Annotated in this window: 15 protein-coding genes, 1 other RNA gene and 2 pseudogenes; 10 read left to right on the top strand and 8 right to left on the bottom strand. The window is 50.4% G+C overall.

Annotated elements, in window-relative coordinates; genetic code table 11:
* Positions 1-62 precede the first annotated feature (62 nt).
* From rseC to rpoE, 4 genes are read right to left on the bottom strand one after another with little or no spacing between them, the layout of a single operon-like run.
* Positions 63-533, bottom strand: coding sequence for a SoxR-reducing system protein RseC (rseC, locus tag O1V66_RS13380; protein WP_045045979.1), 471 nt, complete (start codon positions 531-533; stop codon positions 63-65).
* Positions 534-570: 37 nt separating this feature from the next.
* Complete coding sequence (gene rseB, locus O1V66_RS13385; protein WP_045045978.1) at positions 571-1,533, bottom strand: sigma-E factor regulatory protein RseB; 963 nt, start codon at positions 1,531-1,533, stop codon at positions 571-573.
* The gene (rseA, locus tag O1V66_RS13390) at positions 1,533-2,180 is read right to left on the bottom strand and encodes an anti-sigma-E factor RseA (protein ID WP_045045977.1); all 648 of its coding nucleotides are present in this window, start codon (positions 2,178-2,180) and stop codon (positions 1,533-1,535) included. The genes rseB and rseA overlap by 1 nt, the downstream gene beginning before the upstream one ends.
* 30 nt (positions 2,181-2,210) lie before the next feature.
* Positions 2,211-2,786 (bottom strand): RNA polymerase sigma factor RpoE, encoded by a 576-nt coding sequence (gene rpoE, locus O1V66_RS13395; RefSeq protein ID WP_045045976.1) that lies wholly within the window; start codon positions 2,784-2,786, stop codon positions 2,211-2,213.
* 227 nt (positions 2,787-3,013) lie between these two features.
* On the opposite strand from rpoE, the gene nadB reads away from it, so the two are divergent.
* Positions 3,014-4,621 carry an L-aspartate oxidase gene (nadB, locus tag O1V66_RS13400; RefSeq protein ID WP_187329764.1) on the top strand — a complete coding sequence of 536 codons (1,608 nt, stop codon included), beginning with the start codon at positions 3,014-3,016 and terminating at the stop codon, positions 4,619-4,621.
* A 12-nt stretch (positions 4,622-4,633) separates the two neighbouring features.
* Here nadB and trmN read toward each other — a convergent pair whose 3' ends face one another.
* On the bottom strand, positions 4,634-5,380 hold the full coding sequence (trmN, locus tag O1V66_RS13405) for a tRNA(1)(Val) (adenine(37)-N(6))-methyltransferase TrmN (protein WP_045045974.1): 747 nt from the start codon (positions 5,378-5,380) through the stop codon (positions 4,634-4,636).
* A gap of 160 nt (positions 5,381-5,540) precedes the next feature.
* On the opposite strand from trmN, the pseudogene srmB reads away from it, so the two are divergent.
* Both srmB and ung read left to right on the top strand, forming a co-directional pair.
* Positions 5,541-6,858 (top strand): annotated as a pseudogene (gene srmB, locus O1V66_RS13410) (ATP-dependent RNA helicase SrmB).
* Positions 6,859-7,273: 415 nt separating this feature from the next.
* A complete protein-coding gene (ung, locus tag O1V66_RS13415) occupies positions 7,274-7,954 on the top strand; it encodes a uracil-DNA glycosylase (RefSeq protein WP_045045972.1) in 681 nt (226 codons plus the stop codon).
* A gap of 83 nt (positions 7,955-8,037) precedes the next feature.
* On the opposite strand, the gene grpE is transcribed toward ung, so the two are convergent.
* Positions 8,038-8,625 carry a nucleotide exchange factor GrpE gene (gene grpE, locus O1V66_RS13420; protein ID WP_045045971.1) on the bottom strand — a complete coding sequence of 196 codons (588 nt, stop codon included), beginning with the start codon at positions 8,623-8,625 and terminating at the stop codon, positions 8,038-8,040.
* 137 nt (positions 8,626-8,762) lie between these two features.
* Between grpE and nadK the strand changes: the two genes are divergently transcribed.
* From nadK to bamE, 3 genes are all read left to right on the top strand, one after another.
* Complete coding sequence (gene nadK, locus O1V66_RS13425; RefSeq protein WP_045045970.1) at positions 8,763-9,641, top strand: NAD(+) kinase; 879 nt, start codon at positions 8,763-8,765, stop codon at positions 9,639-9,641.
* A gap of 99 nt (positions 9,642-9,740) precedes the next feature.
* On the top strand, positions 9,741-11,402 hold the full coding sequence (gene recN, locus O1V66_RS13430) for a DNA repair protein RecN (RefSeq protein ID WP_045045969.1): 1,662 nt from the start codon (positions 9,741-9,743) through the stop codon (positions 11,400-11,402).
* Positions 11,403-11,514: 112 nt separating this feature from the next.
* Positions 11,515-11,853 (top strand): outer membrane protein assembly factor BamE, encoded by a 339-nt coding sequence (gene bamE, locus O1V66_RS13435; RefSeq protein WP_045045968.1) that lies wholly within the window; start codon positions 11,515-11,517, stop codon positions 11,851-11,853.
* An 82-nt stretch (positions 11,854-11,935) separates the two neighbouring features.
* Here bamE and O1V66_RS13440 read toward each other — a convergent pair whose 3' ends face one another.
* Positions 11,936-12,220: an RnfH family protein gene (locus O1V66_RS13440; protein WP_045045967.1), complete on the bottom strand. Its 285-nt coding sequence runs from the start codon at positions 12,218-12,220 to the stop codon at positions 11,936-11,938.
* Positions 12,213-12,647, bottom strand: coding sequence for a type II toxin-antitoxin system RatA family toxin (locus tag O1V66_RS13445; RefSeq protein ID WP_045045966.1), 435 nt, complete (start codon positions 12,645-12,647; stop codon positions 12,213-12,215). Before O1V66_RS13445 ends, O1V66_RS13440 begins: the two co-directional genes overlap by 8 nt.
* Positions 12,648-12,803: 156 nt before the next feature.
* Here O1V66_RS13445 and smpB point away from each other — a divergent pair.
* From smpB to O1V66_RS13465, 4 genes and pseudogenes are all read left to right on the top strand, one after another.
* A pseudogene (gene smpB / locus O1V66_RS13450) lies at positions 12,804-13,287 on the top strand (SsrA-binding protein SmpB).
* A gap of 49 nt (positions 13,288-13,336) precedes the next feature.
* Positions 13,337-13,717: a transfer-messenger RNA gene (gene ssrA / locus O1V66_RS13455) on the top strand.
* Positions 13,718-13,895: 178 nt separating this feature from the next.
* A complete protein-coding gene (locus tag O1V66_RS13460) occupies positions 13,896-15,110 on the top strand; it encodes an integrase domain-containing protein (protein WP_045045964.1) in 1,215 nt (404 codons plus the stop codon).
* The gene (locus O1V66_RS13465; RefSeq protein WP_045045963.1) at positions 15,107-16,354 is read left to right on the top strand and encodes a DUF3644 domain-containing protein; all 1,248 of its coding nucleotides are present in this window, start codon (positions 15,107-15,109) and stop codon (positions 16,352-16,354) included. The genes O1V66_RS13460 and O1V66_RS13465 overlap by 4 nt, the downstream gene beginning before the upstream one ends.
* Positions 16,355-16,360: the final 6 nt, after the last annotated feature.

The following is a 16,360-nucleotide window of genomic DNA, read 5'->3' on the forward strand; positions in this document are numbered from 1 at the left end:
GCGCCCGGGATGAAAATCATCGGGCGCTTTTTTTGAGAAGCGTTTAGGCAGGAAGGGAGAAACTATTTCGCTTCTTCGGCCTGGAAACGGAAAGCGTTGGGCGGAAGGCCAACTTGCAGGATAACCGGCTGATAGGCTTCTTTATCGGCAACCTGCGCCGCAAAGTAGCGGGCAATCAGGAAGCCGAGCAAACCGCCCGACACCGCGCCAATCAGCGCATAGACGTCGGCTTTCAGCAGCCACTGCAACACGCCGCCGCCGGCTATCACGCCAAACAGCGGAATCATGTAAACCAGCAGCGCAGAACGCAGCAGGCTACCTTCCATGATGCCGAGTTCAACCTTCTGACCCGGCTCCAGCTGCTCGGCGCTGTTCACCTGCAAGTTATGCTCGGTCTGGGGGCCAAGTTCGTTAAGCACGCGAGAACCGCAACCTGAACGCGAATGACAGCTGCTGCAACCCGCCTGCGTTTCACAACGCAGTTCTGCAACACCGTTTTGCCACGAAATGACCGTGGCCCATTCTTTCATCATCGAAGTCACCTACCCCGTAAACCAGAACACAGACTATTTATTGTCCAGAGAAGACAATACTATCAGAAATTCGCTTGGCAGTGGAAGGCGGTAACTCGCCCACAACAGTAATCTCGTTGCCATTGCGCACTTCTGTCTGCACGGTTCTTCTCCCCTGCCTAATGATTTGATCGGCGGCGGCATTGGCCGTGCTGCTGGTATTCACATTAATCGAAAAACTGAACAGCCCATCGCTGTAAAGCCGAGACTCGATATTTACCGGCAGATTGGGAAGCTGACGTTTACTGCGTGACACTTCCTTCACGCCGTCGGGCAACCATTTTGGATCCCAGGTAAATTGCGTCTTGCTGGATTCGGGAATACTCAGCAACGGCGGCAGGTTGGCTTTTTCGATGCCGTTGAAGGCTTCTTCAACCGCAGGATCGACCGTCAGAGAAATCACGCGGAATTGCTCAAGGGTTTCGCCGTCTCTGTCGAGCAAGTCAACCCGCAGCGGCAGTTTGTCCTGATCGTCAATCCAGATGATATAGCTGAAACGCGAGCCATCACGCGAAACCACGCGGATGACTTCACAGCTGCGATCCACGGCACGGGCGCGTCCTACGGAGATAAAGTCGTAGTATTTCGCCAGATGGGTGATGTCGCTAAACGCCAGTTCGGGCAGCGAATCAACGATATGATCGCCCGATAACGTAAAGGGTTGCAGGCCGGTTTCAAAGTAGCTGATGTCGTTCCCGCGCTGGACAACTTCACGGCGCGGACCGTCCATCAGCAACAAATCGCCGAATTGTGACGCCTGCTTCTTCGCATGCCGGTATCGATAGGAATCTATGCCCTGCTTCGTAATGCTGATAAAGGACAGTTCATAGTTCAATGATTGACTGGCAGCGCTCATCTGTTGCAATAACGCCTCGGGAGCGGGTGAAGTCTCGGCCGAGGCGGTATGAGTGGCGAGCAAACTGCATGTCAGTAGGGAAACAGCGTACCAAATTTGCTTCATTACTGCGTTTGCGTTCCTAAAGACTGGTTACCCGGGACCTGAATAGCGGCCTGCTGCGGAGTGGAGGAATCAAGTTGAAGCTGATCGGAATGCAATCTGCGCTGCAACTCGTAATCCTGCAAGATAGCATTCACGCGCTTGCGCTGTTCCTGCATATTCTGCGTGCCGCTCGCCGTGCTGCCTTCGTTGGGTACGCCGAAACTGACAGGACTTGCCTTGCCCATCATAGGCAGCGTATTGAACGTTGGCGTTTCGGGAGAAGCTCCCGGCGCATCGGACTGGCCGTAATGCTGCACACCCACGATGACCGCGAGTGAAACACAGGCTGCTACGCCAACCTGGGTAATCTGGCTCGCCCATGGGCGGACTTTGTGCCAGAAAGGCATTTTTTCCCAGGTTTGAGGTAAAGGTTGGGACTCTTTAGCCGCGCCTGGAACCAGTTTGGCAGGTTCATTTGCCAAGGCAGCCGCGACTCTGTCTGCAATATCCAGATGTACAACAGTCCCCATGTCTCCGCGAATGGCATCACGGATCAAGTGATAACTCTGCCAACTTTCCTGAAGCTTCTTGTCACTTGAAAGCGAACTCAAGAGTTCGGAATCAAGGGCTTCACCATCCATCAGAGCCGAAAGCTTTTCTTTCTGCATGCCTAAGTACCCTTTAAGTGTCCGCCATCGCTAACGCTGGATCAGCGGTTGAACTTTATTATCAATAGCTTCTCGAGCACGGAAGATACGCGACCTGACCGTGCCCACCGGGCAATCCATGATGGCGGCTATCTCTTCATAGCTCAAACCATCCAGCTCCCTGAGAGTAATTGCCATCCGCAAGTCCTCGGGAAGCGCTTCAATAGTCCGAAAAACAATCTGCCGTAACTCCTCTGACAACATTAAGTTCTCAGGGTTCGAAATTTCTTTCAGTGCACCGCCATTTTCGAAGTTTTCGGCTTCGTTGGCGTCGACATCGCTGGACGGAGGGCGACGGCCCTGCGCAACGAGGTAGTTCTTGGCGGTATTGACGGCAATACGATACAGCCAGGTATAAAAAGCACTATCACCACGGAAAGATTCCAGTGCCCGATAGGCCTTGATAAAGGATTCCTGAACCACATCAGGGACATCGCCCTGAGGAACGTAGCGGGATACAAGGCTCGCCACTTTATGCTGGTAACGAACAACCAGTAAATTGAACGACTTTTGATCACCTTTCTGGACCCGCTCGACCAGAACCTGATCTGCTAACTGCTCGCTCATTCGAGGTAATCTCTCCCCAAAGCCATCTCCGCGCTAAAAGTAGTACTGCCAGCTTTCATCATTATTTTCCTGAGCAAGTACTGCTTGGAGTTTAAACAGAATGTTAAGTTCCATAAAACACAAAGTTTTTAATCTATTGTCGTGCATCTGATTGTAGTGCTCGTGGCTTTTGCACGTCCAGTTAGGCTAACATGAATTTCCCTCTTCTTCTGCAAACATCATACGTTATGCAACCTTCATCAGACTTTGTTAGTGATGTATTGATTATTGGAAGTGGTGCCGCAGGCCTTTCATTAGCTTTACGCCTTGCAGACCACTGTAAAGTCACCGTTCTAAGCAAAGGACCTTTAAACGAAGGCTCGACGTTCTACGCCCAGGGCGGCATTGCTGCCGTTTTTGACGAGACGGACAGTATTGATTCGCACGTTGACGACACCCTGATAGCCGGTGCCGGTCTGTGTGACAGAGAGGCCGTCGAATTTATTGCCGGCAACGCCAGACACTGCGTGCAGTGGCTCATCGATCAGGGCGTGCTCTTTGATACCGAAACCGGCGACAGCGCTGAAGAACGCTATCATTTAACGCGAGAAGGCGGCCACAGTCATCGGCGCATTCTCCATACTGCTGATGCAACAGGTAAAGAAGTAGAAACCACGCTGGTAGGGAAAGCAAGGTCCCACCCCAATATTAGCGTAAAAGAACGTTTTAATGCGGTCGATTTGATAACCTCCAGCAAACTCGGCTTGCCGGGCACACAGAGGGTTGTCGGCGCGTATGTCTGGAACCGCGATATCGAACAGGTTGAAACGCTGCGCGCCAAGGCCGTGGTTCTCGCGACCGGCGGGGCCGCCAAGGTGTATCAGTACACTACCAATCCCGATGTGGCATCGGGCGACGGCATCGCCATGGCCTGGCGTGCGGGGTGCCGCGTGGCCAACCTCGAGTTCAACCAGTTTCATCCGACCTGCCTGTTTCATCCGCAGGCGCGCAATTTCCTGCTGACAGAAGCCCTGCGCGGAGAAGGTGCCTACCTCAAACGCCCCGACGGCACGCGCTTTATGCCCGATTTCGACCCGCGAGGCGAGCTGGCCCCGCGCGACGTGGTTGCCCGCGCTATCGACCATGAAATGAAACGCCTGGGCGCAGACTGCATGTATCTCGATATCAGCCATCGTCCGCCAGAATTTATCAGACAACACTTCCCGATGATTGATGAAAAACTGCGGTCTTTGGGCATCGATCTGACGCGCGAACCTATTCCGATTGTTCCGGCGGCGCACTACACCTGCGGGGGCGTGATGGTGGATCAACACGGCAGAACCGATCTCGACGGGTTGTATGCTATCGGAGAAGTCAGCTATACCGGCCTGCACGGCGCGAATCGTCTGGCTTCCAACTCGCTGCTGGAGTGTCTGGTTTATGGCTGGTCGGCCGCAGAAGATATCCTTACCCGCCTGCCGCTTACCAAAATGCCCAAGGCCCTGCCCGCCTGGGACGAGAGCAAAGTTGACGATTCTGATGAAAAAGTGGTGATTCAGCATAACTGGCACGAACTGCGCCTGTTTATGTGGGACTACGTCGGCATTGTGCGCACCACCAAGCGGCTCGAACGTGCGCTGCGTCGTATCAATACGTTACAGATGGAAATCGACGAGTATTACGCCCATTTCCGCATTTCGAACAACCTGCTGGAACTCAGGAATCTGGTTCAGGTCGCCGAACTGATTGTCCGTAGCGCCATGGCAAGAAAGGAGAGCCGTGGGTTGCACTTTACCCTCGACTATCCTGACCTGCTCGACCAGGCAGCGCCGCAACCGACGATACTGCAACCCTGATTTCAGGAAAAATCAGTAGTTCAGATAAAAATCAGCAATTAATCCCTTGAACTCCGCGCTGTAAACATTCAGTTTCTCGCGGAGATCCAGAGTTTGCCGAACGGCCTCACCGGGTTGACTTCCGAGCGCCAGTAACATGCGGTTTAGCGGCTTTTCAGGGCGATCGCGAATATCCAGCCGTGAATGCGTGTGCCAGCCCTGTTGCTGTGCCGTCTGTTCAAACGTCAATCCGATTTCATAAGGCAGCACGACGCAGAAAATCCCGTTTGTGCTCAGTAATCTTGCCGCGCACTCGAGCAATGCCTGATGCGTGAGTGTTTCGGTATAGCGCGCCGCATTGCGGGCTTCGTCGCGACAGGCCACGGCCGATTCAAAATACGGAGGATTGCTGACAATAAGGTCATAGCGCCGAGTCGAGCGCTCGGCAAACTGGTTAATGTCTTCGGAAAAAACACTCAGCCTCGACGACCACGGCGACTCGGCGAAATTTTCCTGTGCCTGTTCTGCGGCCGAACTTTCCAGCTCGACGGCATCAACCCGTACCGATTCGGCGGAGCGCTGTGCCAGCATCAGCGCCACCAGCCCGGTTCCGGTACCGATATCCAGAATATGCGTGACCTGCGCATTGATAGGCGACCATGCGCCGAGCAGCACGCCGTCTGTGCCGACCTTCATGGCGCAGCGGTCATGAGCCACGAAAAATTGTTTAAAAGTAAACCCGTTACGACGTAAAGGCTTGTTGGCACCCGCTTCTGTCACTACGCTTTCCTGTTATATTCACCCGAGATTAACGGTGTTAATGGCATAATGGGTTAAGCATAAGACAAAGCCATTCGGAGTAAAAGCGACCCTTTGCGCTTAAATAGGTGAAGATCGCGGCCAACACGTCTATAATCGGCGCCCCAAGTAGAGGTAGACCATGACTGTAACGAATTTTTCCGAACTCGAACTCGATGAACGCCTAATCGAAGCATTGACCGATAAAGGCTATAGCCGCCCCACTGCTATCCAGGCAGAGGCCATTCCGCCCGCGATGGACGGACGCGATGTGTTGGGTTCGGCGCCTACCGGCACCGGCAAGACCGCAGCATTTCTGTTGCCAGCGCTGCAACACCTGCTGGACTTTCCGCGTAAAAAGTCTGGTCCACCGCGTGTCTTGATCCTGACGCCAACCCGTGAGCTGGCGATGCAGGTTGCAGACCAGGCTCGTGAACTGGCTGCACACACCGATTTAGACATCGCCACCATCACCGGCGGTGTTGCCTACATGAACCACGCTGAAGTCTTCAGCGAGAATCAGGATATCGTGGTCGCCACCACCGGACGTTTGCTTCAGTATATAAAAGAAGAAAACTTCGACTGTCGCGCCATCGAAACGCTGATTCTTGACGAAGCCGACCGCATGCTGGACATGGGTTTCGCGCAGGATATCGAAACCATTTCCGCCGAAGCGCGCTGGCGCAAGCAGACGTTGCTGGTTCTCCGCGACCCTCGAAGGCGAAGCGATTCGCGAGTTTGCCGAACGCATTCTGACCGAACCCGTTGAAATTGAAGCCGATCCCTCACGTCGTGAGCGTAAGAAGATCCAGCAATGGTACTACCGTGCCGACGACCTGAAACATAAAACCGCCTTGCTCTGCCACTTGCTGAAACAGGAAGACGTGACTAAATCCGTTATCTTTGTTCGCAAGCGCGAGCGTGTGCACGAGCTTGTCGGTCTGTTGCGCGAAGCCGGTATCAACTCCTGCTACCTTGAAGGCGAGATGGTTCAGGTCAAACGTACCGAAGCCGTCAAGCGTATGGTCGAAGACCGCGTCAATGTGCTGGTTGCCACCGATATCGCCGCGCGTGGTCTGGATATCAACGACATCAGCCACGTGTTCAACTTCGACATTCCGCTGACTGCCGATACCTATCTGCACCGCATTGGTCGTACCGGCCGTGCAGGACGCAAGGGTACGGCCATCTCGCTGGTTGAAGCGCATGACCACCTGCTGCTGGGTAAAATCGAACGCTATCTGGATCAACCGCTTAAATCCCGCGTAATTGATGAGCTGCGTCCAAAGACCAAGGCACCGAGCGCGAAGTCTACGGGCAAGCCGTCGAAGAAAGTGCTGGCCAAGCGTAAAGAGAAGCAGAAAGAAGAGAGCGCCAAGTCTAAAGTGAAGGTGAAAGTTCGCCATCGCGACAGCAAAAACGTCGGTAAACGCCGCAAGCCGAACACTGAAACCAACTGATTTATCTTTGGTCACGGTGTTATCGAAACCCTGCCTCTTCGGCGGGGTTTTTTATTTTCAGCCCCCTGCCCGTACCGCCCTGCCCAAAGGTGACAGGTAAAAAAATCCCAATCATCTGACAATGATCGGGACGCGCAACATAAGCGCTAACACCAATGGAATCTCTCTACGTTGGCGACATACTCAGCAAAGATAATTAAGTCATTGAGTTAACGCTATGATAAGCCTGTGAGTAATTTCTGATATTTCTCTGAGTAAAACCTGAGCATCAGAACTTGTCTGCCTGGAAATCGCGATAATGTCTGTCGAGCGGATTCATTTAAGACCGTGTTGCCGTATCTCTGCCACGCCTGAAAAGGTAAGCTACGCTCAGTAATGTTACGCCGTACTACTACCGCATATATGGAGAGCGCTTATGGCAGCCCCGCTCACCTGGCACGATGTCATTGGCCAGGAAAAACAGCAGAGTTATTTTGTCGATACCTTGAAATTCGTCGCCGGCGAGCGCGCGGAAGGAAAAATCATTTATCCGCCCCAGGAGGACGTGTTCAACGCCTTCAGGTCGACAGAGTTTTCGCAGGTTAAAGTGGTGATTCTCGGGCAGGATCCCTATCACGGCCCCAATCAGGCGCACGGGTTGTCTTTTTCCGTGAAGCCGGGCGTGCCTGCACCGCCTTCGCTGGTCAACATCTATAAAGAGCTGGCGACCGATATTCCCGGTTTCGTGCGCCCGACTCACGGATATCTGCAAAGCTGGGCCGATCAGGGCGTGTTGCTGCTCAACACCGTGTTGACGGTAGAAGCCGGCAAGGCGCACTCGCATGCCAAGTTAGGCTGGGAAACCTTTACCGACAAAGTGATTGAAACCTTGAATACCCATCGCGAAGGCGTCGTGTTCATGCTCTGGGGCTCTCACGCACAGAAAAAGGGCAGCATTATCGACCCGAAACGGCATCGTATTCTGAAAGCGCCACACCCTTCTCCGCTGTCTGCACATCGCGGTTTTCTGGGCTGCCAGCATTTCTCGACGGCCAATCAACTGCTCGAAGAGCAAGGCCTGACGCCTATCGACTGGATGCCAAGACTGCCCGAGTAAGCTTTATGATGAAAAGCCTCGCGGCATTCAGAAAGCAAAAAGGCACCCTATAGGTGCCTTTTGTGTTCCCGTGAGGGAAAGAATCATGCTTTGGCTTTTGAAACGGCCACCATGGCAGGGCGCAGCAGGCGACCATTCAGGGTATAACCTTTCTGCATCACCATGATGACATGGTTGGGCGCCAGCTCTTCGGATTCCATCAGGGTCATCGCCTGGTGCAGTTCAGGGTTGAAAGGCACGTGAACATCGCCCACGACTTCCAGACCAAACTTGTTAACCGCGCTCAGCAGTGACTTCAGTGTCAAATCCACCCCTTCGATAATCGAGGTCAGTTCGGCATTGGATTTGTCGGCCAGATCCAGCGCGCGCTCCAGGTTGTCGATCACCGGCAGCAGTTCACCTGCGAATTTCTCGAGGGCAAATTTGTGCGCTTTCTCGATGTCCAGCTCGGTGCGGCGGCGAATGTTCTCGACTTCTGCCTTGGCACGCAGCAGGCTATCACGCTCACGCTGCTGAGCGTCTTTCAGCTGGGATTCCAGTTCGGCAATACGTGCATCGCGCGGATCGATGGCGTCAGCCGTCTCGGTTTCCGCTTCCACATGCAGCTCTTGTTCCTGATTCAATTCATCCGAGGCTTGCTCGTTAGGCGTCTTATGTTCTTTACTACTCATGAATATCTCCGCGTTTTAGCTTTAATCTTGCTAGTTGGCTTATTATGGGGATCAAAACTGGGGATTCAAGGCCTGTTATCTCATTTACAGGTCATACTCCAGGTGTCATACATGCGGTTTCGAGGATAACCAAAGCAATGAATAAAAATTTTGAGTGTATCGGGATTGTTGGGCATCCCCGCCATCCTTCCGCTCTGGCTACCCATGAAATGCTTTATCACTGGCTGATTTCCAAAGGTCATCAGGTCATTGTCGATACTCAGGTCGCCGAAGAGCTGGGACTTGAGGGCGCACAGACCGGTTCACTGGCCGAAATCGGCAAGCTTGCCGACCTTGCCGTTGTCGTGGGCGGTGACGGCAATATGTTGGGCGCAGCGCGGGTACTGGCGCGTTACGACATTAAAGTGATTGGCATTAACCGCGGTAATTTGGGATTCCTGACCGATTTGGATCCCGACAATGCATTGCAGCAACTGGATGACGTGTTAAACGGCGAATATATCAGCGAACAGCGGTTTTTACTGGAAGCACTGGTGCGCAGCGGTGAAAAGCAGTGTCGGGTGAGCACGGCCATCAACGAAGTGGTGCTGCATCCGGGCAAAGTGGCCCACATGATTGAATTTGAAGTCTATATCGATGAACGTTTCGCGTTTTCGCAGCGCTCCGACGGACTGATAATTTCGACGCCGACGGGGTCAACGGCCTATTCTCTTTCAGGCGGCGGCCCCATTCTGACCCCGACTCTGGACGCAATTGCGCTGGTGCCGATGTTCCCGCATACACTGTCGGCGCGACCGCTCGTGATTAACAGCAGCAGCACCATTTGCCTGCGTTTTTCTCATGTCAGTACCGACCTCGAAATAAGCTGCGATAGCCAGATTGCGCTGCCTATTCAGCAGGGTGAAGAAGTGATTATCAGACGCAGCGAGTATTACCTGAACCTGATACACCCCAAAGACTACAGCTATTTCAACACGTTAAGCACAAAACTTGGCTGGTCCAAAAAATTATTCTGATTTTTTCCTGAAATCAGGGAGTCAGGGGGTTTACTGTATATAAAACCAGTTTATACTGTATGAAATTACAGGTCTGTTGTTATGTACAGGAAGGTGATCATGCTAGCGCAATTAACCATTAATAACTTTGCTATTGTTCGCGAGTTAGAAATTGATTTCCATGCGGGTATGACGGCAATAACCGGCGAAACCGGTGCAGGTAAATCCATCGCCATTGATGCTCTGGGTCTCTGTTTAGGCAGCAGAGCCGATGGCAACGCTGTTCGTCTCGGCACCAACCGCGCCGATGTCTGTGCACGTTTCACGCTTTCAGACACACCTTCCGCCAAACAATGGCTTATCGACAATCAGCTTGATGAAGGCCAGGACTGCATCCTGCGCCGTACCATCAGCACCGATGGCCGTTCACGCGGCTTCATCAACGGCACGCCGGTGCCACTGTCGCAGCTTCGCGAGCTTGGTCACCATCTAATTCAGATTCATGGCCAGCACGCCCATCAGATGCTCGTCAAACCCGAACACCAGAAACACCTGCTTGATGCCTATGCAGCGCAGTCTTTCCTGCTTTCACAAATGCGGAGTGCCTATCAGAACTGGCACCACAGCTGCCGCATGCTGGCGCAATTCCAGCAGCAGGTCACCGAACGCGAATCCCGCCGCCAGTTATTGCAGTATCAACTGAAAGAACTCAATGAGTTTGCGCCGCAGCAGGGTGAGTACGAACAAATCGACGAAGAGTATAAATTGCTCGCCAACAGCGGTCAGCTCCTGTCTCTGAGCCAAAGCGCGCTCTACTTGTTGAGTGACGGCGACGATCAAAACATCAGCAGTCTGCTGTACACCGCCAAAAACAAACTGACGGAACTGGCTGAACTCGACGGTAAAATGAATGACCTTATTGTCATGCTCGATGACGCCTCGATTCAGATCAGCGAAGCCAGTGACGAACTGCGCCATTACAGCGAAAGACTCGAGATGGACCCTAACCGTCTGTTTGAGCTCGAGCAGCGTTTGTCACGTCAGATGGCGCTTGCCCGCAAGCATCATGTTAGCGCAGAAGAGTTGCCTGAACTTCATCGTCAACTGCTCGAAGAGCAGAATGCGCTGGACCAGCAGGAAACCAATCAGGCAGAACTGAGTGAAGCGGTTACGCTGCATCATCAGCAGGCGCTCGAGATTGCCGGCGCCCTGCATCAGCAGCGTCAGCATTTTGCCGACGAGCTTACCGATTTGATTACCCAAAGCATGCAAACCCTCTCAATGCCTCACGGGAAATTCAAAATTCAGGTACAGTTTTCCCCTGATCATCTGAGTGCCGAAGGGGCAGACCGCATTGAATTCCAGGTCACCACCAACCCCGGTCAGCCGCTACAGGCACTGGCTAAAGTGGCATCCGGCGGCGAGCTTTCCCGTATTGCTCTTGCAATTCAGGTGATTACTGCACAGAAAATGGAAACGCCTGCACTTATTTTCGATGAAGTGGATGTCGGTATCAGTGGCCCAACGGCTGCCATTGTCGGTAAACTACTGCGTCAGTTAGGTGAATCCACGCAGGTTATGTGTGTAACTCACTTACCGCAGGTTGCGGGTTGTGGTCATCAGCACTACTTTGTCAGTAAAGAAACTGACGGCGAAGTGACTGAAACCCAGATGAGTCGGTTGGATAAAAAAGCACGTTTGCAGGAGTTGGCGCGTCTGTTGGGTGGAAGTGAAGTTACACGGAATACCCTTGCCAATGCAAAAGAGTTGTTAGCAGCGTAAAAACCTCAACTTTTTTACATTCCAGCGGTCATACTGGTGCCCTGCAAAGGTTTCAAACTGATGAAAGGTCTATTATCATCGGCATCTTATGCCCTAAAGGAATGTAAAGACTATGCGCTGTAAAACGCTAACTGCCGTCGCTGGAGCACTTTTGATGCTGACTGCCGGTTGTTCCACCGTGGAAAAGATCGTTTACCGTCCTGATATCAATCAGGGGAACTATCTGGCCGCGGCTGACGTACAAAAGATTCATACCGGGATGACCAAGCAGCAGGTTGCTTATATCCTGGGCACGCCAATGATGGATGACCCATTTGGCAACAACACCTGGTTCTACGTATTCCGTCAGCAGCCAAGTCATGAAGATGTTACTCAGCAGACATTGACCCTAAACTTCGACGAAGCAGGCGTGTTGACCAATATCAACAACAAGCCAAAGCTGAACGACTAAAAGCCCGATAATTTGGTGCTGACCTTATGTAATTCGTCAGCACACTACTTTCAGGGTAAAAAAATAAGGCGCTCATGGCGCCTTATTTTTTAGACTGTTCAGCTCGGATTCTTCGTAGCTCTTTCGGATCGGCAATCAGTGGCCGATAAATCTCTACCCTGTCGCCCTCGGCAACCACATCACTCAGCTTTACCGGTCGGCTATAAATCCCGACTTTGTTGACCTTCAAATCAATCTCACGACGCATCTCAAGCAATCCAGAAGCCCGAATTGCCTGTTCCACACTGCTGCCTTCTTCAAGACGCACGGTTTTCAGATATTGACGTTCAGGCAAGGCGTACACCACCTCAACGGAGACATCAGACACTGTAAACCTCTTTGGCGCGTTTGGTAAAAGCCTGCACCATGCTTCCAGCCAACTCTTTGAAAATTTTACCAAAAGCCAGTTCAATCAGCATATTGGTGAATTCAAAATCAAGGCTCAGTTCAACTTTGCAGGCATCCGGGCTCAACGGAGTAAACTGCCATCCGCCCATCAGCTTGCGGAAAGGGCCATCGACCAGTTGCATATCGATGCTTTGATTGCTGGTTAACGTATTCTTTGTCGTAAAGGTTTTGCTGATCCCGGCTTTGGCAACGTCTACGGCCGCCGTCATCGTATTATCAGTTTTATCCAGTACGCGACTGCCGGTGCAGCCAGGAAGAAATTGCGGATAGGCATCCACATCGTTTACCAGCGTATACATTTGTTCCACGCTGAAGGGTACGAGCGCAGAGCGGCTAATATGAGGCATATCATTTTCCAGGTGTCATAAAACATACAGATCATACCATTTATCGGGCCACGGGCAAAAAAGTCAGGGCCGATACCGCACAAGCTGTGAAAAACAGCACCGCTAAACCCTCAGGGGATTTCATTCGGCAATGCTTACAGTATAATAAGTATCACTATGACAAAGAAAAAAGCACATAAACCCGGTTCCGCAACGATTGCAATGAACAAACGCGCTCGCCATGAATATTTCATCGAAGATGAAATTGAAGCGGGTATTTCTTTGCAAGGTTGGGAAGTAAAATCACTGCGTGCTGGCAAAGCCAACATTGCCGATAGCTATGTAACCTTCAGAGACGGGGAAGCTTTCCTGTTTGGTGCGACCATCACACCGCTGACCGTTGCTTCAAGCCATGTTGTCTGCGAGCCAATGCGTACCCGTAAACTCCTCATGAACAGACGTGAGCTCGATAAGCTGTTTGGCAAGGTAAACCGCGATGGCTACACGGTAGTTGCTCTCTCTATGTACTGGAAGAACCGCCTGGACCAAAGTAAAAATTGGTCTGGCCAAAGGTAAGCAGGATCACGACAAACGTGATACCGCTAAAAATCGTGAGTGGGCTGTCGATAAAGCTCGCATTATGAAAAACGCCAAACGTTAAGTCTCTGGCTTATCGGTATAAAGTTCTGATATACTGTTTACAGTTCTTTGGGGCTGATTCTGGATTCGACGGGATTTGCGAAACCCAAGGTGCATGCCGAGGTGCGGAGGCCTCGTAAAAAACCGCAAAAAAAATAATTGCAAACGACTCGCAATTCGAATCTGCTGCTTTAGCAGCTTAATCAGTCTAATACACTGAAGGTTCCCTCTCTCCCTAGCCTCCGCTCTTAGGACCGGGATCAAGAGAGGTCAAACCCAAAAGAGCTCGCGTGGACATCCTGCCTGGGGTGAAAGCGTTAAAACCAATCAGGCTAGTTTGTTAGTGGCGTGTCCGTCCGCAGCTAACCGGTGAATGTGATGACTGGACTAAGCATGTAGTGCCAACGGCGTAGTAATTTCGGACGGGGGTTCAAATCCCCCCAGCTCCACCAAATAAGTTTTCGGCTATTACCAGATAAGGCCTTAAACGCAGAAGAAGCCCGCATCCCCAAAGGTTGCGGGCTTTTTTGTGTCTGTAGAAGTCCGAGAAGATCCGCCTGAAACCGGCGTCTATTGGTATACGCTAAGATATATACCAATAAACGTATACCAATTATGGAAGATCATTGCATGGCGCGGACTACACGCCCCATCACCCACACCGAAGTACAAAAAGCTAAAGCCACAGACAAGGACCTCACATTGCATGATGGTGACGGGCTCTTTCTCCTGGTCAAAACAACCGGCAAGAAAATTTGGCGTTTTCGCTACCAGGTGCCTAGCACTTCAAAACGCACCATGATTAGCCTCGGCGCTTATCTTGCTCTTTCACTGGCTGATGCCAGAGAAGTGCATGCAGAGAAGCTTGCGATGTTAGTCAAAGGAATAGACCCACAAGCAAGAGCTGGCGAAGAAGCTGAGAAGCTCCAGATCGCTCAGGAAAGCATTTTCGTTAATGTTGCACGTAAATGGTTCGAGCTGAAACAAAGTCACGTCAGCGCTGACCATGCTAAAGATATCTGGCGTTCTATTGAGAAAGACATCCTGCCCAGTATTGAAAATGTTCCTGTTCAGGAGCTGAAAGCACGCGCCTTGATCCAGGTGTTAGAACCAATCAAAGCGCGGGGAGCATTGGAGACGGTCAGAAGGTTAGTGCAGCGCATCAATGAAATTATGATTTATGCGGTGAATGTTGGACTAATTGAGGCAAATCCAGCTTCAGGTATCGGTAATGCCTTTAAGCGCCCTAAGAAGCAGCACATGCCAACGATACGCCCTGAAGAACTGCCCAAGCTAATGCGCACTATTTCTATGAGCAACTTGTCGATACCAACCCGTTGCCTGCTTGAGTGGCAACTGCTGACCCTCATACGACCAGCAAAAGCATCGGCAACAGCCTGGTCAGAGATCGATATAGACAATAAGCATTGGTGTATTCCGGCTGAACGGATGAAGGCAAAGCGTGACCATATCGTCCCCTTGTCAGATCAAGCTTTAGAGTTGCTGGAGATTATGCGTCCTATTAGTAGTAATCGTCAGTACGTTTTTCCTAGCCGCAATGACCCAAAAAAACCGATGAACAGTCAAACAGCGAATGCCGCCTTGAAGCGTATTGGATATGGTGGAAAGTTGGTAGCTCATGGCTTGAGATCTATAGCTAGTACTGCTATGAATGAAAAGGGTTTTAACTCTGATGTTATCGAGGCTGCACTTGCTCATAGTGATAAGAATGAGGTCAGAAAAGCCTATAATCGAACTACATATTTAACGCAACGAACTGAGTTGATGAGTTGGTGGGGCGACGCGATTTATTCAATTGATTTCTTTAAAAAGGAGGCGAAATGAGTAAATACCAAAAAATTGATTTAGCATATGATTTTTTAATTGAGAAGGAAAAAGCAGGGGCCACCTTCAAAATGACTGAGCTGTCAGCGGCAAGCACATGGTCACCAAAAACTTGCTCAACGCATATATCAAAAAAGCTTAACGCCTATTTTCAAAGAGAAGGTGATGATTATATAACCAATGGCATTCTTTTTTTGAGTAAAAATGACTTCAGAGCAACACTAAGTCAAATAGCGACACTCTCAAATAATTATTCCAGAAAGGGAATCCTTCTTAACAAAGCCAAAGAATTTGCAGTTCTAGCTGTTTCAACATATAACAACCCAACTATAAAATTCAAAACTTATGGCTTTATAGTAAACATGAATATAGCTTTCACATCTTTATTTCATGCCATATTTGAAAAAAATGGAATTGATTATTTTTATAAGAATGGAATTGGGGATACTGTATTCATTGATGGAGAAGAAAAAGCATGGGAATTAAAGGAGTGCACAGAGAAATACTGGTTAGGAACAACCTCCCCAATTAAGTCTAATCTTCATTTTTTGATTGGTCTTAGAAATAAAATTGAACATCGTTTCTTACCTGTGATTGACTTGATGTGTAGTGGAGAATGTCAAGCGGCGTTAACTAATTTTGAAAATATTATTACTAAAGAGTTTGGTGATGAACATGCTTTGCTGGTAAACCTAGCTGTATCCATGCAACTTAGCCGGGCATCTACCGAAGCTAAGGTTGAAGCATTAAAACAATTCCAATCACAAAACTATTCCATAGTGAGGGAGTTTATGAATGCCCAACATCATGAGCTAAACCAAGAAACACTGGAGAGTCAAGAATATCGCATCAAAGCCTTTTTAATTCCTAAAATAGGAAACCATGCCTCCACATCAGATTTATCAATAGAGTTTGTGAATTTCAGGAAGCTTAGCGCTGAAGAAAAAGAACAATATGAACAAGGAATAACCTTTATCAAGGAAGTAAGGACCCCGTTTATACATAAACCATCTGACATCGTATTGAAGATAAAAGACACACACCCATTTTTTAATATGGCACTACACACCAAGTGCTGGAAATTTTTCGAAGCCAGACCGATAGAGGTTAACGTTGACTTCAAAGGACCTTATTCTGGATTTGTATTGGGCTTCAATAACTACCTTTACACAAATGATTGGATTGCATATTTAAAAGAACAGCTTAACGATGAAGTCGCACTGCGTAATATACGTGCATCTTAAGGATTA

The sequence above is a fragment of the Rouxiella chamberiensis genome (assembly GCF_026967475.1).
Taxonomy (GTDB): domain Bacteria; phylum Pseudomonadota; class Gammaproteobacteria; order Enterobacterales; family Enterobacteriaceae; genus Rouxiella; species Rouxiella chamberiensis.